This window comes from Amycolatopsis echigonensis (assembly GCF_002846615.1).
Classification (GTDB): domain Bacteria; phylum Actinomycetota; class Actinomycetes; order Mycobacteriales; family Pseudonocardiaceae; genus Amycolatopsis; species Amycolatopsis echigonensis.
The window spans coordinates 565,324-584,946 of record NZ_PJMY01000002.1; the positions used below are offsets into that span (position 1 = coordinate 565,324).

Annotated in this window: 25 protein-coding genes and 2 pseudogenes; 15 read left to right on the forward strand and 12 right to left on the reverse strand. The window is 67.6% G+C overall.

The window, feature by feature from the left end; genetic code table 11:
- The first annotated feature begins 5 nt into the window (after positions 1–5).
- From ATK30_RS04325 to ATK30_RS04345, 5 genes are all read left to right on the forward strand, one after another.
- Positions 6–482 carry a hypothetical protein gene (locus ATK30_RS04325; protein WP_101434390.1) on the forward strand — a complete coding sequence of 159 codons (477 nt, stop codon included), beginning with the start codon at positions 6–8 and terminating at the stop codon, positions 480–482.
- Between the two features lie 46 nt (positions 483–528).
- The gene (locus ATK30_RS04330; RefSeq protein WP_101434391.1) at positions 529–1,431 is read left to right on the forward strand and encodes a COX15/CtaA family protein; all 903 of its coding nucleotides are present in this window, start codon (positions 529–531) and stop codon (positions 1,429–1,431) included.
- A 150-nt stretch (positions 1,432–1,581) separates the two neighbouring features.
- Complete coding sequence (locus ATK30_RS04335; protein ID WP_101434392.1) at positions 1,582–2,325, forward strand: DUF2249 domain-containing protein; 744 nt, start codon at positions 1,582–1,584, stop codon at positions 2,323–2,325.
- A gap of 81 nt (positions 2,326–2,406) precedes the next feature.
- Positions 2,407–4,137 (forward strand): aa3-type cytochrome oxidase subunit I, encoded by a 1,731-nt coding sequence (gene ctaD, locus ATK30_RS04340; protein ID WP_101434393.1) that lies wholly within the window; start codon positions 2,407–2,409, stop codon positions 4,135–4,137.
- Between the two features lie 32 nt (positions 4,138–4,169).
- The gene (locus ATK30_RS04345; protein WP_101434394.1) at positions 4,170–4,505 is read left to right on the forward strand and encodes a carboxymuconolactone decarboxylase family protein; all 336 of its coding nucleotides are present in this window, start codon (positions 4,170–4,172) and stop codon (positions 4,503–4,505) included.
- Positions 4,506–4,550: 45 nt separating this feature from the next.
- Here ATK30_RS04345 and ATK30_RS04350 read toward each other — a convergent pair whose 3' ends face one another.
- The 4 genes from ATK30_RS04350 to ATK30_RS04365 are packed head-to-tail and all read right to left on the reverse strand — an operon-like array spanning position 4,551 to position 7,745.
- On the reverse strand, positions 4,551–4,862 hold the full coding sequence (locus ATK30_RS04350; protein ID WP_235022696.1) for a DUF3040 domain-containing protein: 312 nt from the start codon (positions 4,860–4,862) through the stop codon (positions 4,551–4,553).
- 16 nt (positions 4,863–4,878) lie between these two features.
- Positions 4,879–6,210 carry an NAD(P)/FAD-dependent oxidoreductase gene (locus ATK30_RS04355; RefSeq protein WP_101434396.1) on the reverse strand — a complete coding sequence of 444 codons (1,332 nt, stop codon included), beginning with the start codon at positions 6,208–6,210 and terminating at the stop codon, positions 4,879–4,881.
- Between the two features lie 48 nt (positions 6,211–6,258).
- Entirely contained in the window at positions 6,259–7,338 is a 1,080-nt protein-coding gene (locus ATK30_RS04360) for a hypothetical protein (RefSeq protein ID WP_244194499.1), read from the reverse strand.
- A gap of 53 nt (positions 7,339–7,391) precedes the next feature.
- Complete coding sequence (locus tag ATK30_RS04365; protein ID WP_167441812.1) at positions 7,392–7,745, reverse strand: metal-sulfur cluster assembly factor; 354 nt, start codon at positions 7,743–7,745, stop codon at positions 7,392–7,394.
- Positions 7,746–7,851: 106 nt separating this feature from the next.
- Here ATK30_RS04365 and ATK30_RS04370 point away from each other — a divergent pair, with 106 nt between their 5' ends.
- Complete coding sequence (locus tag ATK30_RS04370) at positions 7,852–8,421, forward strand: hemerythrin domain-containing protein (protein WP_158242449.1); 570 nt, start codon at positions 7,852–7,854, stop codon at positions 8,419–8,421.
- 99 nt (positions 8,422–8,520) lie between these two features.
- The gene (locus ATK30_RS45980; RefSeq protein WP_244194500.1) at positions 8,521–8,913 is read left to right on the forward strand and encodes a DUF2249 domain-containing protein; all 393 of its coding nucleotides are present in this window, start codon (positions 8,521–8,523) and stop codon (positions 8,911–8,913) included.
- An 81-nt stretch (positions 8,914–8,994) separates the two neighbouring features.
- Here the strand turns inward: ATK30_RS45980 and ATK30_RS04380 are convergent, their stop codons facing one another.
- From ATK30_RS04380 to ATK30_RS44620, 3 genes are all read right to left on the reverse strand, one after another.
- The gene (locus ATK30_RS04380; RefSeq protein ID WP_101434399.1) at positions 8,995–9,717 is read right to left on the reverse strand and encodes a helix-turn-helix transcriptional regulator; all 723 of its coding nucleotides are present in this window, start codon (positions 9,715–9,717) and stop codon (positions 8,995–8,997) included.
- 307 nt (positions 9,718–10,024) lie between these two features.
- Positions 10,025–10,375 carry a ferredoxin gene (fdxA, locus tag ATK30_RS04385; RefSeq protein WP_101434400.1) on the reverse strand — a complete coding sequence of 117 codons (351 nt, stop codon included), beginning with the start codon at positions 10,373–10,375 and terminating at the stop codon, positions 10,025–10,027.
- A 206-nt stretch (positions 10,376–10,581) separates the two neighbouring features.
- Positions 10,582–10,971, reverse strand: coding sequence for a hypothetical protein (locus ATK30_RS44620; RefSeq protein WP_143271352.1), 390 nt, complete (start codon positions 10,969–10,971; stop codon positions 10,582–10,584).
- 394 nt (positions 10,972–11,365) lie between these two features.
- Here ATK30_RS44620 and ATK30_RS45985 point away from each other — a divergent pair, with 394 nt between their 5' ends.
- Complete coding sequence (locus ATK30_RS45985; protein WP_244194501.1) at positions 11,366–11,617, forward strand: hypothetical protein; 252 nt, start codon at positions 11,366–11,368, stop codon at positions 11,615–11,617.
- Between the two features lie 24 nt (positions 11,618–11,641).
- On the opposite strand, the pseudogene ATK30_RS04395 reads toward ATK30_RS45985, so the two are convergent.
- The 3 genes and pseudogenes from ATK30_RS04395 to ATK30_RS04405 all read right to left on the reverse strand — a co-directional run.
- A pseudogene (locus ATK30_RS04395) lies at positions 11,642–12,211 on the reverse strand (phenylacetate--CoA ligase); the annotation flags it as partial.
- Complete coding sequence (locus ATK30_RS04400; protein WP_101434401.1) at positions 12,202–13,191, reverse strand: AraC family transcriptional regulator; 990 nt, start codon at positions 13,189–13,191, stop codon at positions 12,202–12,204. The gene ATK30_RS04400 and the pseudogene ATK30_RS04395, both read right to left, overlap by 10 nt.
- A gap of 45 nt (positions 13,192–13,236) precedes the next feature.
- Positions 13,237–13,560, reverse strand: coding sequence for an oxidoreductase C-terminal domain-containing protein (locus tag ATK30_RS04405; protein WP_244194502.1), 324 nt, complete (start codon positions 13,558–13,560; stop codon positions 13,237–13,239).
- 113 nt (positions 13,561–13,673) lie between these two features.
- Here ATK30_RS04405 and ATK30_RS47380 point away from each other — a divergent pair.
- A pseudogene (locus tag ATK30_RS47380) lies at positions 13,674–13,841 on the forward strand (transposase); the annotation flags it as partial.
- 536 nt (positions 13,842–14,377) lie between these two features.
- On the opposite strand, the gene ATK30_RS04415 reads toward ATK30_RS47380, so the two are convergent.
- Together ATK30_RS04415 and ATK30_RS04420 are read right to left on the reverse strand one after the other, a co-directional pair.
- A complete protein-coding gene (locus tag ATK30_RS04415; RefSeq protein WP_208637262.1) occupies positions 14,378–14,758 on the reverse strand; it encodes a hypothetical protein in 381 nt (126 codons plus the stop codon).
- A 47-nt stretch (positions 14,759–14,805) separates the two neighbouring features.
- Complete coding sequence (locus tag ATK30_RS04420; RefSeq protein WP_101434404.1) at positions 14,806–15,462, reverse strand: DUF2249 domain-containing protein; 657 nt, start codon at positions 15,460–15,462, stop codon at positions 14,806–14,808.
- Between the two features lie 49 nt (positions 15,463–15,511).
- Here ATK30_RS04420 and fdxA (ATK30_RS04425) point away from each other — a divergent pair, with 49 nt between their 5' ends.
- From fdxA (ATK30_RS04425) to ATK30_RS04455, 6 genes are all read left to right on the forward strand, one after another.
- Positions 15,512–15,877, forward strand: a complete 366-nt coding sequence (gene fdxA / locus ATK30_RS04425; protein WP_101434405.1) for a ferredoxin — start codon at positions 15,512–15,514, stop codon at positions 15,875–15,877.
- Positions 15,878–15,887: 10 nt separating this feature from the next.
- A complete protein-coding gene (locus ATK30_RS04430; protein WP_101434464.1) occupies positions 15,888–16,505 on the forward strand; it encodes a helix-turn-helix transcriptional regulator in 618 nt (205 codons plus the stop codon).
- Positions 16,506–16,821: 316 nt separating this feature from the next.
- Positions 16,822–17,067: a hypothetical protein gene (locus ATK30_RS04440; RefSeq protein WP_101434407.1), complete on the forward strand. Its 246-nt coding sequence runs from the start codon at positions 16,822–16,824 to the stop codon at positions 17,065–17,067.
- Between the two features lie 106 nt (positions 17,068–17,173).
- Complete coding sequence (locus ATK30_RS04445) at positions 17,174–17,506, forward strand: cupin domain-containing protein (protein ID WP_101434408.1); 333 nt, start codon at positions 17,174–17,176, stop codon at positions 17,504–17,506.
- A gap of 737 nt (positions 17,507–18,243) precedes the next feature.
- Complete coding sequence (locus tag ATK30_RS04450) at positions 18,244–18,927, forward strand: helix-turn-helix transcriptional regulator (RefSeq protein WP_101434409.1); 684 nt, start codon at positions 18,244–18,246, stop codon at positions 18,925–18,927.
- Between the two features lie 422 nt (positions 18,928–19,349).
- Complete coding sequence (locus ATK30_RS04455; RefSeq protein WP_101434410.1) at positions 19,350–19,607, forward strand: DUF3040 domain-containing protein; 258 nt, start codon at positions 19,350–19,352, stop codon at positions 19,605–19,607.
- The last annotated feature ends 16 nt before the right edge of the window (positions 19,608–19,623 follow it).

Below are 19,623 nucleotides of genomic sequence, written 5' to 3' on the forward strand. Positions count from 1 at the left end.
TTTCTATGACTTTCGATCGGCGATTTGCTGCAGCTCCGTTCGCCGCGGTTGGCACGGGGTGCGTGGTGGCCGGGGGCCTTGTCGCGGCCGTCACAGCCCCTGCGCCCTCGACGCACGCGTCGTGGGCGGCCGCCTACCTGGTCCTGGTGGCCGGTGTCGCACAGATTGCCCTCGGTCTCGGCCAGGCCGCGCTCGCGTCGCATCCACCATCGACAAGGCAGGTCGCCGCGCAGGTCATCGGGTGGAACGTCGGCAACGCCGCGGTCCTGGCCGGGACGTTGACCGGGGTCCTCCCGCTGGTGGATCTGGGCGGGGCGCTGCTGGTGATCGACCTGGCACTGCTGATCCACGCGGTTCGTGGTGGCCTGCGGCGCAGCACACGGGTCGGACGGTGGGCGCTGTACGGGTTCCGCGTGCTGGTGCTGCTCCTGTTGGTGAGCATTCCGATCGGGTTGGCCCTTACTCGGATTGAGCCGGCGTGACTGCCAAGCTGGACCACCGCCACGATGAGGACGGCGAGGTTTTCCCGTGATCGGCCGGTCCACGGCGATCGCGGAACGGCTCATGCCACCGCGGGGGTCGGTGCGAACGCTGCGCCGTGCAGTGGCGGCCACACTCGTTGCACTGGTCGCGTTGGTCGGCACCGGCGGTTGGGTACGACTGTCCGATTCGGGACTTGGCTGCACCACTTGGCCCAGGTGCTTCGCCGACGACTTCGTGGCGCGCGGCACGTATCACTCGCTGGTGGAGTTCATCAACCGATGCGTGATCATCGCTGTCGGGGGGCTGGTCGTCGCGACGTTCGCGCTTGCCGTGTGGCACCGGCCGCGCCGCACGGATCTGGTGTGGTGCGCAGCGGGGCTTGCTGTCGGGTATGTCGCCGAGGCGGTGCTGGGTGGGCTGTCGGTGTTGCGCGGGCTGGCTCCTGTGGTGGTAGCCGTGCACATGGCTGTGGCCCTCGTTCTGGTGGCCATCACGGTGATCCTTTATCACCGGGCCGCGGCACGGGCGCCATATCCGGTGACGCCCGGCGGTCCACAGGTGCGGCTGGGGCGGCTGATGCTGGCCGTCCTCGGCATCGCCATCATCGTGGGCACGGTGGTCACCGGCAGCGGCCCACACGCCGGCCAACCCGGCACGCCCCGGCTGCCACTGCCCCGGCCGGCGGTGACCGAACTGCACGCCGTGATCGGGATATTCCTGCTCGGCCTGATCGTGTCAGGCTACTTCTTCCTGCGCGCCGGACACGTTCCCGATGGTGCCCGGCGAGGATATCGGTGGATCGTGACGCTCATGCTCGCGCAAACCGGTGTCGGTTACCTGCAGTACTTCACCGGCCTACCCGCCGATCTTGTCGAACTGCACATGCTCGGCGCTGCCGTCCTGGTGGCCCTGCTCGTTCACACCTACCTGGCCTTGACCACTGCCTGAGCATCCGGCTGCGTAACCCGGCACATCGGCCGGACGGCGTATGGGATCGCCCATAGCCACTGGCGACGTCTTGACCTCGCCACAGTTAATACTATGATTACTCATAAATACTATGAATAATGGGGATTTCCTGGCGAGAGAAGGCTTCCCATGACCACGACATCCGGCCTCTACATCACCGGCACCACCACGGACCCGGCCGTGCGGGCGAGCGCCGCGATCCGCGATGCGGCCGACCGGCTGCTGCTGACGTACCAGGCGAAAGCCGCTCTGGTGACCGACCTGTGCCTGGACGGCATGATCCGCGAGCAGACCTATACAGCGTTGGTGGACTTCGCCATCGGCCAGGTGCGGCCGTACCTGGCCGCGACCGACCGTGTCCTCTACGCCGCCGCAGCCGGAGCGGGCGAGACCCGGCTGCTGGTGCGGGCACTGCGGCGGTTCCGCGAGTCCATCACCGAGCACCTCGACGAGCTGGCCGCGGCGAACTCGCCGGACCAGGCCAGCCATGCCGCCCAGGCCCTCGGCGCGGTGCTGCGCGCCGTCTTGGACCTCGACCAGACCATGCTGCTGCCTGCCCTGGCCGAACTGCCCGGCGCCGACCTGCCCGGACTCGCCGACGACCTGCGCACCCTGCTCGACGGTGGCGAGCTCGACGCTCCGGATGTCATCGATGTGCGCCCGATCCCACACGGCCAGCGCCACCCGCGGGTCTTCGGCCGCTACTCCCGGCTGGCGCCCGGGGACTCGTTCGTCCTGGTCAACAACCACGATCCGAAACCGCTGCGCCGCGAGTTCACCGCCACCTATCCCGGCGCATTCACGTGGGACTACCTGGAATCCGGCCCGGCCCAATGGCGAGTGCGCATCGGACGGCCGGCGATGTCCGCTTAAGCCGCACGCACCAGACCCGCGCACCGCCAATGAGCCGATAAACGGTGCGGCCCGACACCCGTGCCCAGAGGAGTCCGACACGTGACCGCCACACAGGAGCCGATCACCACCCACGCGCCGGCGACGGCCGCCCCGAAGGGGGCGCTGGCGCTGCGCTTGGTCCGCACCACCGATCCGAAGCTGCTCGGCATCATGTACCTGGGCACCGCGTTCGGGTTCTTCCTTATCGGCGGCGTGATGGCGTTGCTGATGCGCGCCGAACTCGCCCGCCCGGGGCTGCAATTCCTGTCACAGGAGCAGTACAACCAGCTGTTCACAATGCACGGCACGGTCATGCTGCTGCTGTACGCGACACCGAGCGTATTCGGGTTCGCCAACTTCGTGCTACCCCTGCAGATCGGCGCGCCCGACGTGGCCTTTCCCCGGCTGAACTCGTTGTCGTATTGGCTCTTCCTGTTCGGTGGTCTGGTCGTGCTGTCGGGGTTCCTCACCCCGGGCGGGGCAGCGGACTTCGGCTGGTTCGCCTACACCCCGCTGTCGGATGCGATCCATTCGCCCGGGGTGGGCGCGGATCTGTGGATCACCGGGCTGCTGGTCGGCGGGCTGGGCACGATTCTCGGCGCGGTCAACATGGTCACGACCGTGGTGTGCCTGCGCGCGCCCGGCATGACCATGTTCCGGATGCCGATCTTCACCTGGAACATCTTCATCACGTCAATCCTGATCCTGGCGGTGTTCCCGATCCTCACCGCGGCATTGTTCGGGCTGCTGGCCGACCGCCGGCTCGGCGCACACGTCTTCGACCCGGCCAACGGCGGCGCGATCCTGTGGCAGCACCTGTTCTGGTTCTTCGGCCACCCCGAGGTCTACATCGTCGCACTGCCGTTCTTCGGCATCGTCACCGAGATCGTGCCGGTGTTCTCCCGCAAACCGCTCTACGGCTACAAAGGAATGGTGTTCGCCACCCTGTCGATCGCGGGCCTGTCCATGTCCGTGTGGGCGCACCACATGTTCGCCACCGGCGCGGTACTGCTGCCCTTCTTCTCCTTCATGAGCTTCACGATCGCCGTCCCCACCGGGATCAAGTTCTTCAACTGGATCGGCACGATGTGGAAGGGGCAGGTGAGCTTCGAAACCCCGATGCTGTTCTCGCTCGGGTTCATGGTCACTTTCCTCTTCGGCGGCCTGACCGGGGTGCTGCTGGCCTCACCAGTGATCGACTTCCACGTCACCGACACCTATTTCGTCGTCGCCCACTTCCACTACGTCCTGTTCGGCACCATCGTCTTCGCCACCTTCGCCGGAATCTACTTCTGGTTCCCCAAGATGACCGGGCGGATGCTCGACGAACGCCTCGGCCGGTTCCACTTCTGGACCACCTTCATCGGCTTCCACACCACATTCCTGGTCCAGCACTGGCTCGGCAACATGGGCATGCCGCGGCGTTACGCCGACTACCTGTCCAGCGACGGATTCACCACCCTCAACACCATCTCCACCATCGGCTCCTTCGTGTTGGGCGCCTCAATGCTGCCGTTCATCTACAACGTCGTGCGGTCCTACCGCTACGGCGACATCACCGAAGTGGACGACCCCTGGGGATTCGGCAACTCCCTCGAATGGGCCACCACCTGCCCGCCGCCACGGCACAATTTCACCGAACTGCCCCGCATCCGCTCCGAACGACCCGCGTTCGAACTGCACTACCCGCACATGATCGAACGGCTCCGGGCCGAAGCCCACATCGGCCGTCGCCACCGACGGGCGGCCACCGCTGGCTCCGGCGGCCGCGAGACCCAGACGGACGCCTGAGCGAACACCACCGACACGGGAAGGATCCAGCCATGACGGACGCGGTATACCCCAGCGCCACCCGAGAGATCGGCGACCATCGTCGTCAGCTGGCACCCGAAATCCACCGCACCTTCGACGAGTTCAGCAAGCGGGTGTTCGCCGAAGGAGCGCTGCCGGAGAAGACCAAGCAACTCATCGCCGTCGCCGTGGCGCACGTGACCCAATGTCCGTACTGCATCGCCGGACACACCACGCTCGCGCACCGCAAAGGCGCGACCGATCAGGAGATCATGGAAGCGATCTGGGTGGCCGCCGAGATGCGCGCGGGCGGCGCGTTCGCGCACTCGACGGTGGCGCTGCACACCCTCGACCAGCCGCAACGGTAATCCCGACAACGCGACGTCAAGCGGTGCTGGCTCCGCGAGGCACGCTCACCAGCAGCCGAAGGTCAGTGGCGGGAGTGGCGACCCGTCGGGTGTATCCGGCGGCGGCAACCAGCACACCAAGGCCACCATCGGTACCAGCACACCGAACCCGGCGCCGAGGATGAGCAGGGCGGGCAGTCCGCACACCGCACCAGCGACGGTGAGCGCAACGAAGGCCAGTTCCATCACCAGGCACACACGGGCACTGCGCCGGTGGCGCAGGTCCCGGATCCGCACCATCGTGAGGTGCCAGCCGAACCAAGGATCATCGTGGCGCAGGCCGTGCTCGATCTCGCGCAGAATGCGCTGTTCGTCCATCGACAGCACGGCGTCCTCACCTCCGTCCGGCAGTTTCCTCGGCAGCGGTGGTGAACGCGTCGCGCGCGTGCTCCAGCGCCTCCAGGGACACGATCTCGCGAGGGAACAGCAGAGCCAGCGTCCAGTCGGCCACTACCCGCAGCCGCCGGTTCCAGGTGGGCAGCGCCAGCAAGTGGTACGTGCGGTGGGCCAGCCACGCGGGCAAGCCGCGCAGCCGCAACCGGTAGACCTGCGCGACGCCCTGGTACAGACCGAGACTGGCAACCGATCCGGCCGAAGTGTGCCGATACGGCTTCAGCGTGCGGCCGCGCAGCGTGGCTATCACATTGCCGGCGGCCACCCTAGCCTGCCGGACGGCGTGCTGAGCACTGGGCGGGCACACCGCACCCGGGCCACGGGCCAGGTCGGGCACCGCCGCACAGTCACCGAGCGCCCAGGCATCCGGAGTGTCCACAACGGACAGATACTTAGTGGCGAGGACACGACCACGCTCGTCCAGCGGCATGTCGGTCTGCTTGAGCAGCGGATGCGGCGCTACGCCGGCGGTCCACACCAGCGTGCCGGCGTCGAACTCCGAGCCGTCGTCCAGCACCAGATGGCCATCCACGACGGAGGTCAGCCGGGTGTCCAACCGGACGTCGATGCCGCGGCGCTGCAACAGATCTACGGTGTAGCGGCCCATTCGCTCGCCCACCTCGGGCAGGATCCGCCCGGTGGCCTCCACCAGCACCCACCGCAGACGCGCCGGGTCGATCCCGGGATAGTGGCGGCAGGCGTCGTGAGCCATGTCCTGCAACTCGGCCAGCGCCTCGACACCGGCGTAGCCGCCCCCGACGAACACGAACGTCAACGCCCGTTCCCGGTCGGCATCCGACCTGGCTGAAGCCGCCGTGTCGAGTTGGGCGAGCACGTGGTTGCGCAGGTGAATCGCCTCACCGACGGTCTTGAACCCGATCCCGCCCTCGGCCAGCCCTGGTACCGGGAGCACCCTCGTCACCGATCCCGGAGCCAGCACCAGCACGTCGTAGCCCAACGGTTCCGGCTCGCCGGAACCGGATGCCACATAAGCGGTGCGGCGGGAGTGGTCGATCGAGATCACCGCCCGGGTGATCACCTCAACGCCCGGCAGCACCTGCCGCAGCGGCACGACCACGTGCCGAGGTTCGAGGTTGCCGGCGGCCGCCTCGGCCAGCAGCGGCTGATAAGTCGAATACGAGTGCGGGTCCACCACTGTGATCGCGGCCTCGCCGGGCCGCAACCGGCGCCGTAGCCGCCTGGCCACGTGCATTCCGGCCTGTCCGGCGCCGACGACCAGCACTCGGGGCGTGTCGTGCGAGGTTGTCGCCATCCGTCCCACCCCTTCCTAGTATTTACTATCTCTCTGGTAAATACTAGGTCACCGTGGCATGGTCGTACCGGTGTCTTTGGTCACCGATCGGTGGCGGGCCCGGATCGCCGTGCCCGCGATGAGGGCGAGGAACAGCAGGATGGCCACCTCGCCCGCGACGCCACCGGTTTGCCACGCCAGAGCGTTGCCCGCCGCGTCACCGCCGACCAGGCGCAGGGCGAGCGAGGCGTGCAGCAGCGCCAGTGGCAAGTATGCGATCGGGTGGTAGGGCAGGCGCACCCGCAGCACCGCGGGCACGATGACCGGGGCGTGCGCGAACACCATGGAGAACACGAAGCCCAGGAACACCGCGTGCAGCATGGCGTCATAGGCCAGGCCGTCGCCCAGCCGCCCGATCGCCAGCCACAAGCCGCCGGCGACGGCCAGCCACAGGTAACCTGCAGCCAGTGCGATGGCCATGTACCGGGTGACCCCGCGCATCCGGATCGTCCGGCGCACGATGTCGTGGGCGGCCAGCCATCCGGCCAGCCCCAGCAGGCCGGCACCGGCCACTCGGACCCCGGCCGCGGGCGCGGCGATCGACAGACCCAGTCCGGCCAGCAGAACCACGATCACACTGACGAACCAGGCCCGGCCGCGAGCGGTGAGCGCGACCAGCCGGGACAGCTCCAGGCGTTCGCCGGCGATGGTGAGCACCAGGAATCCCGCCAGCCACGGCACCAGCGCGGACAGGTCCCGGCCCGCCGGCCACAGCACGCCGGCGACACACCAGCAGGCGGCACCGGCAGCCTGCGTCGCGTTGTGCCACGACGGCTGGATCCGGTGCAGTTCGGCGAACATCGCCAGCAGGCCGAACCCGGCGAGGCCGATCAGCACCTGCCCGGTACTCGCCGGCAGCCCGGCGACGAGCCACAGCGCGCCGATCCCACTCGCCGCCGGAGCCAGCCACGCCCACCCCTGCCCGAGCGCGACGGCCCGCTCGGCGGCGATGAGCGTGCCGAGGAATCCCAGCGGCATCAGCACACCGTGCAGTTCGGCCAGATCGGTGTGCCCGGCCGGCACCGGCAGGCCCAGGCGCAGCAAGCCCGCCCACAACCCGGTCAGCAACGCCACCACGCCCAGCGCCATGACCGGCGCCGCCCATGTCGGCCGCGTCGGCCTCGTTACCGACGCAGCCCGCGTCACCGCGACCACCCCAGCAGCCGCTTCGCCTCGCCGGTCATCATCGCCGGACTCCACCGCGGTTCCCACACCAGATCCACCAGCACGTTCGGCGCGCCGGGCAGTTGCGCCAGACACCGGCCGACCTCGTCGTCCAGGTACGCCCCCAGCGGACAGCCGGGCGTCGTCAACGTCATCCGCACCACGACCCCGGCCGCGCCGACGTCGACGCCGTAGACCAGCCCGAGATTGACGATGTCCACCCCCAACTCCGGATCGATCACGTCGCCCAGCAGGTCGAGCACCACATCTTCGGTCACCGGCCCGGCGACCATCGCGGTCACATCCAGTCGAGACCGCCCCTGGTCCGTCATCGACGACACCTCCCGCCTGTGATCCGATAAGCACTCGCGCTCGTTTAGACGAGTACTATAGTAAAAACTAGTCTAGCTGATCCGAGATGAGCGGGAGGAGACACCGGTGACCGGAACGAACGTGCCGACTCGGCGTGACGCGAACGTCGAAGCCGATACCGACGCTGCCCTGCTTGCCATTCGCGCGCACCACGCAGCGCTCGACCATGACCTCGGCAATCGGGTAGCCGACGTGCTGGCGGTCGTAGGTCAACGACACAGCCCTGCGGGGGTGCCTGCCATCGTCGGCGACACTCTGACCGCCTGGCGCGCCCTGTTGACCTTTCTGCTCGACGAGCTCCTGCCGCACGCCGCGGCCGAGGAACGCACCCTCTATCCGGCCGCCGCGGAAGACCCGCACACCGCAGCGCTGGTGCAGGCCATGGTCGACGAACACCGCACGCTCACCGAGCTGGTCGGTGAGCTGAAGAACGTCACCGACCCGCTCGCGCTGGCCACCACCGCGACGGCGGTCCGCATCCTGTTCACCATCCACGTGCACAAAGAGAACGAGTACCTGCTACCCGCGCTGCACCGATCCGGCACCGACATCGCGGCATTGCTCTCCAGCACGCACCGCCTGCTCACCGGAGGCCAACACAACGACAACCCAGGTGATCACCGCGATGAGCACTGACCTGCCCACGCACCGGCCGACCTCGATACCGAGGTCACCGACCTGGCCGATCTGCTGATTCGGGGGCTGCGCGCCCTTGGTGGCACCGGTCAGGTCGAGTTGGCCAGCCAGTTGGCCGGCCGTGCCTGGTCCGTGCTGCGCACCGATCACCCGCGCGCCGCTGACCACCTCACGGGCCTGCTGCACTACTTGACCCGGCTGCCACCCACCGAAACCCCGTCCATCAACAACCCGCCAGCAGAGGAGAACACGATGGCCGCCGCCACCCCTGAACTCGATGTCCGCCAAGAGATCCCGGCGCGCCGCCACGAACTCATTTTCGCCACCTACGGCGCACTCGCCGACGGCGAAAACTTCGTGCTCGTCAACGACCACGACCCCAAGCCGCTGTACTACCAGTTCGCCGCCGAACACGCGGACCAGTTCACCTGGGACTACCTCGAACAAGGCCCCGAGGTCTGGAAGGTCCGCATCGGACGCGTCGCGAGCTGACAGACAGCAGGACCGGGCGGGGGTGCGGCGCACCTCCGCCCGCGCACCCTTTCCAGGGACGCTGACTGCGGCGTCAACGGTTCACCGGCCGCCCCGGCGGCGACGATCGCCACCGGCGGAGCGGCCCGAAATGGGCACCAGATGGGCCAGGCACAACGACGGCTCGACGAACGGCTCCAACCGATCTGCCTTCAGTGGGGCCCGGACCTCGTCCAGCACGCCACGCATCAAGCCCAGGTGCAACGAACACACCACGTCCCGGTGATGTTCGGCAACCTCCCGGAACGGGCAGTGGCGCAGCGGGATCACCGGTTGCTCCGGATCGTCGACCGTGTCCGGGGCGAAACCGGCATCGGCCAGCACCGTCGACAGCCGGCGAACACCTTCCGCCGCATCGACTCGCTGCGACGGGGCCGGCCGCTCCGCCAGATAGCGTCCCCACGCCTCGCCCGCCGTCTCCGCGGCGTTCCCCGGCTCGGGCAGCGTGTCCGCGACCAGACTGGTGAGCATCTCGGCCAGCAGCCGGTAGCTGCGCTGCCCGGCCGGCACATCGGTCGCGGTGACGACGTAGACCGTGCGGGGCCGGCCGGGCTGAGTGCGGTCCTCGGTACGCCGCTCGGCAAGACCCGCGTCGACCAACCCGTCCAAGTGGAACCGAGCCGTGTTCGAATGCAGGCCGACCCGCTCCGCGACGTCCTGTACGCCCATCGGTTCACCAGTCGCGCGGAGCACGTCCAGCACCCGGCCCCGGCTCTCGCCGAGCACCGGACGGGACTCCGGATCGGTCAGCACCTGCTCGCTCATGCCATCCATTTTAGCCGAGAGTATTTGTAGAAACTATGCGGACCGTCGGTGCGGGGTTCGTCCCGGACAGGTAGTCCTGCCAGGCAGGCCGGCGCACCGACGCCGACCGTGACGATACCGGCCTCGGGCAGCACCACACGGACCATCGGACGGGACAGGGCTGCGGCCACCTCTCCCAGTTCCCGCTTCCCGCATTCGGTATCCGGCGCGCCGGACCACCCGCCGCCTGGCACTGCATAGTCGTCCTCCACCGCACGCCACTCGACGCTCGACCACCCGGCGTCCGGCCGACGCAGCGTCGCCGTCATCACGACCGGCCCTGCGAGCGGGGTAGGCCGGCAACCATGGGCGTGTCCACGCCAAGATCGCCAACCTTCGCCGCCCCGCCAGGACTGCCCAGCGGCCCATCACGATCCGGCAGCGTGTCGTTGAAGAACCGACCGTTGTCCTCGGCGTACACGGTCCATCGCTCGGGCAGGTCGTCCTCGTAGTAGATCGCCTCCACCGGACACACCGGTTCGCACGCCCCGCAGTCCACGCACTCGTCCGGATGGATGTACAACGAACGTTCGCCCACGTAGATACAGTCCACCGGGCACTCCTCCACGCACGCCCGGTCCATCACGTCCACGCAGGGCTCCGCGATCACATACGCCATCCCCTGCTCCCTTCTGGAGTACCACGCCGCAAACCCGACCAGCGTACCTAGTTAATACAACGATACTCGTCAAAATGGATGGGTCACCGCAGGCCGCCAGCATGATGACCGACCCGCGCGACGGAGGGCTCGCGGCCAGGTGTCGGGTCTTGTCGCCGGGACCGCGCAGCGCGTTCAGGGGCGACGCGTCGGCCCGCGAGCGCAGGTTAACGCCCTGCGCTGCCAGCACGAGATCGCTCCGCGGTGGCGTCGAGATCGATCTCCGGGCGAAGCTGGCCAAGGTCCGGCCGAGTCCAGCGCAGCCCGTTGCGCGTCCCACGCTCGCTGGTGCTGCTCGGCAAGTACATCCCCGAAGGTGCATGCCTGCCGGAGATTCGTGGCCAGGAGCCCAGGGGCACCAGCGGACCCGCGCAGCGGGCGGTGATCTGCCCGCCGAAGAAGCCCGCGCTCGTCGTCAGACCACGCCCGCCGGTTTCCAGCGCGGTGAACGCGGGTTCGGCGTGCTCGGCCAGGCGGCGCAGCCCGCCCAGACGCAAGGGCCAGCTTGCTGCAGAACGTGACGTACAGGCTGATCGGCTGGTACCGGTGGTGTCCACGATGTCGACGATCTCCGCGTCGGCCCAGTCCCGCTGTCACAGCAGCTGTGTCACGGTGCCGACCACTGCCGAGGATCGAAAGGTGCGCCCACCTCAGCGTTTGGTCTGACAGGTCTATGCGGCAACGTCCCTGATCAGGAACCGATCGAATCAGTCTGTGTAACGAAACCGACTCAATTCGGCGTCGCATGTCCAAAATATGTCTGTGGACCTTGGGGGAACTTACTACAACACAAAACCCCAGGTAGAAGCCCTGGAGGCGCTGCTTCGGAAGCTACCCGACCCCACAGAACCGGTCCTGCCGCCCGTTGACCGACCTAAACCAAGACGGGCACGGCAACTCGACGCCGATCAGATCCAGGAACTCATCGCCGGATACCAGGCCGGAGCGACGGTGTACGAGTTGGGCGACCTGTTCGGCATCGAACGGCGGACGGTCAGCAATGTCCTCAAACGACACGACGTGCCGATGCGCCGCCGCGGGCTCACCCCCAAGCAGGTCGACGACGCAATCCACCTCTACAACCTCGGCTGGTCCCTGGCGCGAGTCGGCGGACACCTGGGCGTCGACCACGCCACCGTGCTGGCCAAACTCCGTGAGCGCGGCGTCCCCACCCGCGATACGCACGGTCGACCCCGGTCTTGAGGGGGACTGTCCCGAAGTTTTAGCGCGGTCTACTGTGGAAAGCAAGATCTGGAAGTGCGGGGCGAGGCCGTCGATGCCGAGCAGTACCTATTCGATCTGCGTCGGGAAGACGTTCACCCCGCGCAGGATGATCATGTCATCGCTGCGGCCGGTGACCTTCTCCATCCGCCGGAACGCCGGGCGTGCAGTGCCGGGGAGCAGCCGGGTGAGGTCGCGGGTGCGGTAGCGGATGATCGGGAAAGCCTGTTCGGTCAGCGATGTGAACACCAGTTCCCCGCGTTCCCCGGCGGGCAGCACTCTCCCGGAGACGGGGTCTATGGCCTCGGGGTAGAAGTGGTCCTCCCAGATGTGCAGGCCGTCCTTGGATTCCACGCACTCCTGGGCGATGCCGGGACCGATGACCTCCGACAGGCCGTAGATGTCCACCGCATCGATGGCGGTGCGCCGTTCGATCTCCGCGCGCATCTGCTCGGTCCACGGCTCGGAGCCGAAGATGCCCACCCGCAGTGACGATGTCCGTGCGTCTATGCCCTGCCGGTCGAATTGGTCGAGCAGGGTGAGCATGTAGGAGGGCGTCACCATGATCACCTCGGGTGGCGGTAGTCGGCCGGTGTCTGGCCCGTCGCCGTTCGGAACGCACGGAAGAACCCGGACTCGGATTCGAACCCGCACGCCGCAGCGACCGCGGCCACCGGCCGCCGCCGATCAGCCAGCAGCAGCGAACACGCACGGTCGATGCGCAGCCGCCGCAGCCGCGCCGCGACGCCGTCCTCCCCGACGATGCGGTAGAGCGTCCGGCGCGAGACCGAGCACGCCCGCGCGACAGTGTCGGCGTCCAGGCCCGGATCGGCCAGGTTGTGGTGGAGGAAGTCCATGATCCGCTGCCGCGCCATCGCCTCGACCGCCGGACGATCCGGTGCGAGTTGCCCGGAGTACGCCGCCGCGGCGGCCAGCAGGCCGACGGCGTGCGGCACGAGGATCGATCCGCTGCCGGGGCCGGTCCTGGCGGTCTCGGCCAGCGACCGGAAGAACGTGGCCACCACGGCACCTGGCGTCCCCGCACCCAGCGAGCGCGCGGTCAGCCTGCGGGTGTCCCGCGGGAGGAGCTCGCGCTTGGGTACCTGCACCACCAGTTGCCGGAACGGATCGTCGAAGTGCAGCGTGTACGCCCTCGTGCTGTCGTAGAAGGCCATGTCGCCCTCGGACAACAGGGCGACCCGGCCATCCTGCTCTACTCGTCCCCGACCGCCGAGCTGGATGCTCGCGAGCAGGAACTCGTCGGCGCCCTCGGCGATCAAGGCCCGTGTCCGCCGAACGTGCTGCCCCGCCGCGACCACGGTGGACAGCTCGACATCGCCGACTGCGACGTGCTCGATCGACCCGCTGAACCCGCCGCCGACGACCGGCTCCGCGGCCAGCCGCACAAACGTCGCGCAGATCATCTCGCGCCAGTAGGCGAACGCCTCCGGCTCCGCCACCTGCGCGGTACTGAGCTGCGCATACGCCTGACGATCGACGACGGCACGCACAAATCGAGTATCAACTCCCCGCGACCACATGTCCAGCTGGCCCATGGCCACTCACGGGTCTTGCCGAACCCGCTGGCAGTAGCAGCAGAGTCAGCGTTGCGCGGGGGTGAGGAGGGTGTCCAGTGGTGTGGCGCGGTCGGCGAGCAGGCGGTGGCGGTGGTCGACGGGTGTGTCCTGGTGGATGAGGCGGTTGATGGGGTCGATTCCGTCGTCCCACCTGTTGATGTGCATTCCGGCGGTGACGTGGTTGTCGGTGAGCCAGAAAGCTTGGAAGGCGTTGGTGGAGGGGTCTCCGCGGGCGATGAGGATGTGGTGCTGTCCGGGTGGTGTCCAGCCGGTGTATTCCATGCCGATGTCGTATTGGTCGGTGAAGAAGTAGCGGATGCGGTCGTAGGTGACGGGCTGTCCGAGCATGGCTTTGGCGGCGGTGGGGCCGGTGTGGGTGGCGTTGGCCCAGTGCTCGACACGGACGCGTTGCCCGTAGCGGGGGTGTGCGCCGCCGGCGACGTCGCCGGCGGCGTAGATATGAGGTGCAGGCGCACCTGACCGAGGTCTACGACGCCGAGGTTTCCCGGCAGACGATCTCGACCATCACCGACAAGGTGATGGAGGGCATGGCCGAGTGGCAGAACAGGCCGCTGGACCCGGCCGTGCACCCGGTGATCTTCGTCGATGCCATCCACGTCAAGATCCGCCCGAACTTGGCTCGACGCTTCACCAAGATCAGGGACTATGCGGTGATGTTTTCGACGGGATTCCTTGCCAAGCAGCACCTTCGCACTCGAGCGTTCGGTCGCCGGGTGATCGCGTTCTCGTCCGGCAATCAGCTCGGCCTGATCATCCTTGATGGAACTGTTGTCGCGCCCAGGCCGTTTCGGATCTGGCGAGCGGGCCCGAATATCGGCGGTAAACGGCGTCGGTAGGCCGTGCGAGGGAGAACCTCGTGCACGGATTGACCGGCGAGAGTTGGAAACGGATCCGCGATCAGGCCATGGCCACGGAGAAGACGACCTGGCGGAAACCGCCCGGGTCCAACGGCTCTGTGGCCTGCCGCAGATGAAGAATGGTGCTCTGGATTGCGATAATACGGCTTGTCGAAGGCCGTACCGGGTCACAGTTCAGGAGCACCATTCGTGAGCCTCCTCGCCACGGCCGGCGCGGACAGCACAACGTGATCGCTGCCCGCGCCGGCCAGGCCCAGCGGACCGCACCGCCGGATTGGCTTCGCACGTCAGGGGGCGCTGACCAGCAGCAGGATGCCGCCGAGCGCCAGCGCGATTACCTTGACGCCTTCCATGGCGACGTAGACGTAGTGTCCGCGCGAACGTGCCCGGGTTGCGCCGGCCAGGACGGCCTTTGTGCGTTGGTTCAACCAGGGGCGCACGCCACCCAGCTGCCCGAGTAGCGCGGCGACCGCGACCAGGGGTGCGACGAGCGCGGCCGGTTGTGGTGCCGCCAGCGGGATCGCGACCAGCAGAGCGGCGGCGAACACGCACTCGATGATGTTGAGGGCGCGAAAGACCAGGCGGCCGATACTCAGTCCGATTGGTACCGTCACGCCCGGGGCGCGAAACTTGATCGGCGCTTCCAGGAACGAGATCGCCAGCACCATGCCGAGCCAAACGAAACACACGGCGGTCGCCGTCGCCGAGGAACCGCTCACCGCGGGCCGTTCGAGGCGGTGGAGTTCCCGGCTCGCGCCGGGCTGGTGTCCAGCATGAGCGCTTGGCGGCGTTGATGGACGGTGAGGTAACGCAAACCGTCGGAGCCCGCGGTGAACTGGCGACGGGATCGGCGCGGTAACCACACCAGTGCTCCCGGCACTAGGTCCACGGTGTCGAGTTCGGTGGTGAGTTGCCCGCTGCCGGCGAGGACGTGGATGAGAACGTCCAGGTCCGGGCCAGTGTGTGCGTCGATACCGCCGTCGGCCGGCAGCGCGATGATGTTGGAGTCCAGATCCCGCTCGCGGACCGGCAGTTTCCACACCGCTCCGGTAGCGTCTGATCCCCCGTCCGTGACATCGTCTCCCGCCGTGTTGACCAGGACCCGCGGCAGCGGGGCGTTGGCGAGTTTGGTGATCTTGATACGCCAGTCCCGCGGCTCTCGGCGAAGGTATTCCCACCCGTGGCTGCGGGGGTGGTCGACCTCGAACTCGTCGCGCAGATGCTTCGGGTCGTGGTCGTTGATCAGCACGAACGAGTCCCCGACGGCCAGGTCGGCGTAAGTGGCGAAGATCGTCGGGTGCTTGTCGGGCTTGCGCAAAGTCCGGACATCCAGCTCTTGGATTGGTTCATCGGACGACTTCGTCGGCAACATCCACGCCTCCCGTAGTTTTTACAACCTATTCTCGTGTAAACTCTACGCCATGGCCTACGTCATCGGACAGCCGTGTGTGGACGTGATGGATCGCGCATGCGTGGACGAGTGCCCGGTGGACTGCATCTACGAGGGAGCCAGGTCGCTGTACATCCACCCGGACGAGTGCGTGGACTGTGGTGCGTGCGAACCGGTCTGCCCGGTGGAGGCGATCTACTACGAGGACGACCTCCCGAACGATTTGCGGCCGTACCTGGCGGACAACGAGGCATTCTTCGTGCAGGCGCTGCCGGGGCGGGACGCACCGCTGGGGTCGCCGGGCGGGGCCGCGAAACTCGGCGCCGTCGACGCGGACGCCCCCTTGGTCGCGAGCCTGCCGCCGCAAGGAGGTGAGAAACCTGACAACCCGCGATGACATTGTGCGGATGCTGAAACGGGCGATCGAACCGTTGTCGATCGCGGACATGGCTGACGGTCTCGGTGTTCATCCGAACACCGTCCGATTCCATGTGGACAGTCTGGTGGCCGTTGGCCGAGTCGAGTGCGTCAGCGCACGGCAGCGGGTGCCGGGGCGGCCGCCAAAGTTGTTCCAGGTGGTGGCGGGAATGGATCCGGCAGGGCCGCGGAACTACCGGGTGCTCGCGGAGATCCTGGCCGGTGCTTTCGACGCGGACCCGGAACGCCCTCGTCGCGCCGTCGAAGCCGGCCGTCGCTGGGGCCGGCGACTCGGCGATGCGAACCGCACCGAAGTCGGCACCGGGGCGGATCCGGTCGATCGGCTCGTAATGCTGCTGGGCGACGTCGGTTTCGCGCCGGAACGAGCAACGGACCAGGAACATCCAGTCCGCAGTGCACGGCGGATCGATCTGCGGCATCGCCCGTTTCTCGAAATCGCAATGGATAGCCCGGAGGTGGCCTGCCCGATTCACCTCGGTCTGATGCAGGGGGCAATGGAAGCGTGGAAATCCCCGATCACGGTCGACCGGCTGGATGCGTTCGTCGACCCCGACCGGTGCATAGCCCACCTGGCTACGATCAAGTAGCGCCCGATCGAAACGTTGACCATGATCCCGAGCGCGCTGAACAGTCGATGACGACCACAACGGAGACGGAGCCCGGCGAACCGGGACGGACGCACGACATTGGACGCCCGGCCTGGTTGCTGTTCGTGCTCGGGACCGGTTGCGTAGTGCTGGGCGGTTTGGTTGCCGCGGTCACCGGCCCACTGACGTTTGTCGATGGCAGCTGGCTGGCCGCCTACCTCGTGCTCGTGGGCGGCGTGGCACATGCGTCACCGCGGAGATGCCGCTGTGGCTGGGAGCGCGACAGATCTCGCCCCGGCTGAGGTGGGCCCAGCCGGTGTGCTGGAACCTCGGCAACGTCCCGGTCATCGGCGGAACCCTGGCCGAACTGCCATGGCTGGTCGATTCCGGCAGCCTTCTGCTGATGGTCGAACTCGGCATCGCATGGCGGGCCGTCCGGTTCAGCACGAGATCCGGCCGCACGGCGCGGCTCGCCGGTTCTGACTGCCGAGGTCTGCTCGTTGTGCTGTTGATCAGCATTCCGGTGGGCGTGACGCCGGCCCATCTGCATGCTCCGACCTGAATGCACTTATCGCTGCACCAACTCTCCGAAGTGAAACAGCCGACCGCAGAAGGATGACAGCATTGAACTACGCAAAGGAACCGAAGCTCTCGTACGGCAGCCTCCAATGCCGAACGCGCCCACGGTCACCGTCTTCTTCGGCGGTGAAGAAGGCGGGCCGGACGTTGGACTGGTTCGAGTGCGCATACCGGTCGGGACCAGCCTGCCTCATCACACGCACGGTGGTTCGGATGTCATCCTTGCCCCGATAGCCGGCCTCATCCGGATCAGCACCGACGATGAATCCATCGATGCGCATCCCGGCGATTCCGTTCTCGTACGCAAAGACGACGAGGTTTCCCTGGCCAATCCGGGCGAAGTGGAGGCACAAGTAATCGTCGCGGCCGGACCGCCGAACTTCGTCGGCGGCATCCGCCAATGGCCAGAGCCACCCGCGTGACCAGGTGCGCGTCGTCGAGGCTCGGCCGCACGGCGCGTATGACGTGATCGACGTCCCTGCTGCGCACGCGTGAGGGCCGACGCCCGGCAACATGCCGCCCAATGCCGGGGCAGTGGAACCGCCGGCCATGGCGGTCCATCGGGCACTGGGAGCGTAGAGCGCGTGGCGGTGGGAGCGGGCAGTGCTGTGCTCGACGCCGCCTGGACGCTGCCGCGGCGGTTATCTGGCGCAGCGAGCGAGGCTCAGCCGGGCGCGTGGCGGGATGCGCGCGCAGGCGAACTTGTGTGGGGTACCGATCCTTTGGTCTGCCAGCACGTCTGTCGACGGACTGGCGGGTAGGCATGTCGACTCATCGTTACGCAGCGCAGCCAATTACGTACTTAGTGTGACAAGTCGTGCCCGATGGGCGCGACTTGTCACGTGAGTAATCCACTCGAGCGCTGAGCCGCACCGACCTGGTCGGGGATGCTCGGCATGAACCGGACCTCACGGACGTGACGATCGCACCCGAAGCGCGATGGCGGCAAAGCACGAATGCTTTCGATTGCTCGGGCCAGGCCGGCGACGGTTCATGGTCGCCGTCACTCCCTGCCTCCAGCCGGAGCGCGGTCTTCGGCTGCCGGTGCGCCTGCCGCGTCGATAGTTTCGCCTAGTATGTTCAGTTAAAATGGAGGCATGAGCGAGCAGACGCTGACCGATCCAGCGCTGACGCCTCCCTCGGCGAGAGCCGAGGCAGGGTGCTGGGCGCGCTGCGAGCGTCAGGCGCACCGGCAGGAGTTCAGGACATTGCCGAGCGCGTCGGATTGCACCCGAACACAGTCCGGTTCCATCTGGACGGGCTCGTTGCCGGCGGCTTTGCCAAGCGGCAGGCCGAGGGCCGCACCCAGCCGGGGCGGCCACGGGCGGTCTACCTCGCGGCCGCGGCCGACGCACCGGTCGGGCAGCGCAGCTACCGGTTATTGGCCGAGATGCTCACCAGCGTTGTCCTCGACATCCTGCCCGAGCCCGGGGAGGCCGCCGAGACGACCGGCGAGGCGTGGGGGCACTACCTGGCGGAGAGGCCCGCACCCTCCCGGCGGGTGGACGCCGCCGAGGGCGTTCGCCGGTTGTCGACCGTGCTCGCGGACGCGGGTTTTGCCCCGGACACGGTGGATCGGGGGGATTGGCCGGTGATCGCGCTGCGGCACTGCCCGTTCGGCGAGGTCGCCGAACAACACCAGAACGTTGTGTGCTCATTGCACCTGGGACTATTGCGCGGAGTCCTCTCCGAGGTTCGCGCTCCGCTTCTCGCCGATCGGCTGGAGCCGTTCGCCGAGCCCTCGTTGTGCATGGCGTATCTGAAGCCAGTCTCCGGCGATGCTGCCAGGACTGGTCGCGGTCCGGGTCACGACGCTGATCGCCGCAGCGGCAGCGGACGCTGAGACAGGCCGTAACACCGAGGTCCAGGGGGGTGACCGTCGCCGCTGCGTGCCGTTCTGCCTGAAACGGAGCCTGGGCTTGATCTTGCGTACCGAACCGCCGGTGGGCTCGCGAACCGCGTAGTGTTCGCACCCCGGCCCTGTCGCACCGGCCGCCAGTCGACAGGCGATATGGCGAAGCGTCACAGGGGCGGCAGTGGTATGCGAGACCCGCAACTCGGTCAAGGTGGTCTGGTTTTCCTAGTTTTTGGTGAATACTGGACAGGCAGGGTGGCGAGGACAAGGTCCGATTCATGCCACCGGCGGTGGCCGGGCGTAGCGCTGCCGAGGTCTGGACCGTTCCCCCGGGGAGTCCTGACCCACGCATGCCGAGTTTCACGACGGCCGCCCGTGGAAGCGTGGCGTGATCGAGCGGAAGTGAACTCGTGCTGTCGACAGAAGAACAACGCACCCTGCGGCAGATCCAGCATGACCCGCGCCGCGACGATCCCTGGTTTGGCTGGCATCTGGCCGCGATGCGGCTGCGCGCACTGCGCCGCCGGCGCGGTGCGCGGATATGCCTGGCGATCGAACTCGCTTTCCTCGCACTGGTTGCGGTCGGAATCGTGCCCACGCTGCTCGTGTTGACAACGCTCGGTGCGGGACTGAATGTCCCGCTGCCGATCGTGGCGCTGAGGCAGTGACGCTCGTATGGCCAGC

Coding starts and splice junctions, on each gene's coding strand:
- ATK30_RS04325 (WP_101434390.1), top strand. CDS start 6: ATGACTTTCGATCGGCGATTTGCTGCAGCTCCGTTCGCCGCGGTTGGC.
- ATK30_RS04335 (WP_101434392.1), top strand. CDS start 1,582: ATGACCACGACATCCGGCCTCTACATCACCGGCACCACCACGGACCCG.
- ATK30_RS04345 (WP_101434394.1), top strand. CDS start 4,170: ATGACGGACGCGGTATACCCCAGCGCCACCCGAGAGATCGGCGACCAT.
- ATK30_RS04350 (WP_235022696.1), bottom strand. CDS start 4,862: ATGGACGAACAGCGCATTCTGCGCGAGATCGAGCACGGCCTGCGCCAC.
- ATK30_RS04355 (WP_101434396.1), bottom strand. CDS start 6,210: ATGGCGACAACCTCGCACGACACGCCCCGAGTGCTGGTCGTCGGCGCC.
- ATK30_RS04360 (WP_244194499.1), bottom strand. CDS start 7,338: ATGGCGCTGGGCGTGGTGGCGTTGCTGACCGGGTTGTGGGCGGGCTTG.
- ATK30_RS04365 (WP_167441812.1), bottom strand. CDS start 7,745: ATGACGGACCAGGGGCGGTCTCGACTGGATGTGACCGCGATGGTCGCC.
- ATK30_RS04380 (WP_101434399.1), bottom strand. CDS start 9,717: ATGAGCGAGCAGGTGCTGACCGATCCGGAGTCCCGTCCGGTGCTCGGC.
- fdxA (WP_101434400.1), bottom strand. CDS start 10,375: ATGGCGTATGTGATCGCGGAGCCCTGCGTGGACGTGATGGACCGGGCG.
- ATK30_RS04400 (WP_101434401.1), bottom strand. CDS start 13,191: ATGGGCCAGCTGGACATGTGGTCGCGGGGAGTTGATACTCGATTTGTG.
- ATK30_RS04405 (WP_244194502.1), bottom strand. CDS start 13,560: ATGCTCGGACAGCCCGTCACCTACGACCGCATCCGCTACTTCTTCACC.
- ATK30_RS04415 (WP_208637262.1), bottom strand. CDS start 14,758: ATGGTGCTGGCGATCTCGTTCCTGGAAGCGCCGATCAAGTTTCGCGCC.
- ATK30_RS04420 (WP_101434404.1), bottom strand. CDS start 15,462: ATGTTGCCGACGAAGTCGTCCGATGAACCAATCCAAGAGCTGGATGTC.
- fdxA (WP_101434405.1), top strand. CDS start 15,512: ATGGCCTACGTCATCGGACAGCCGTGTGTGGACGTGATGGATCGCGCA.
- ATK30_RS04430 (WP_101434464.1), top strand. CDS start 15,888: ATGCTGAAACGGGCGATCGAACCGTTGTCGATCGCGGACATGGCTGAC.
- ATK30_RS04445 (WP_101434408.1), top strand. CDS start 17,174: ATGCCGAACGCGCCCACGGTCACCGTCTTCTTCGGCGGTGAAGAAGGC.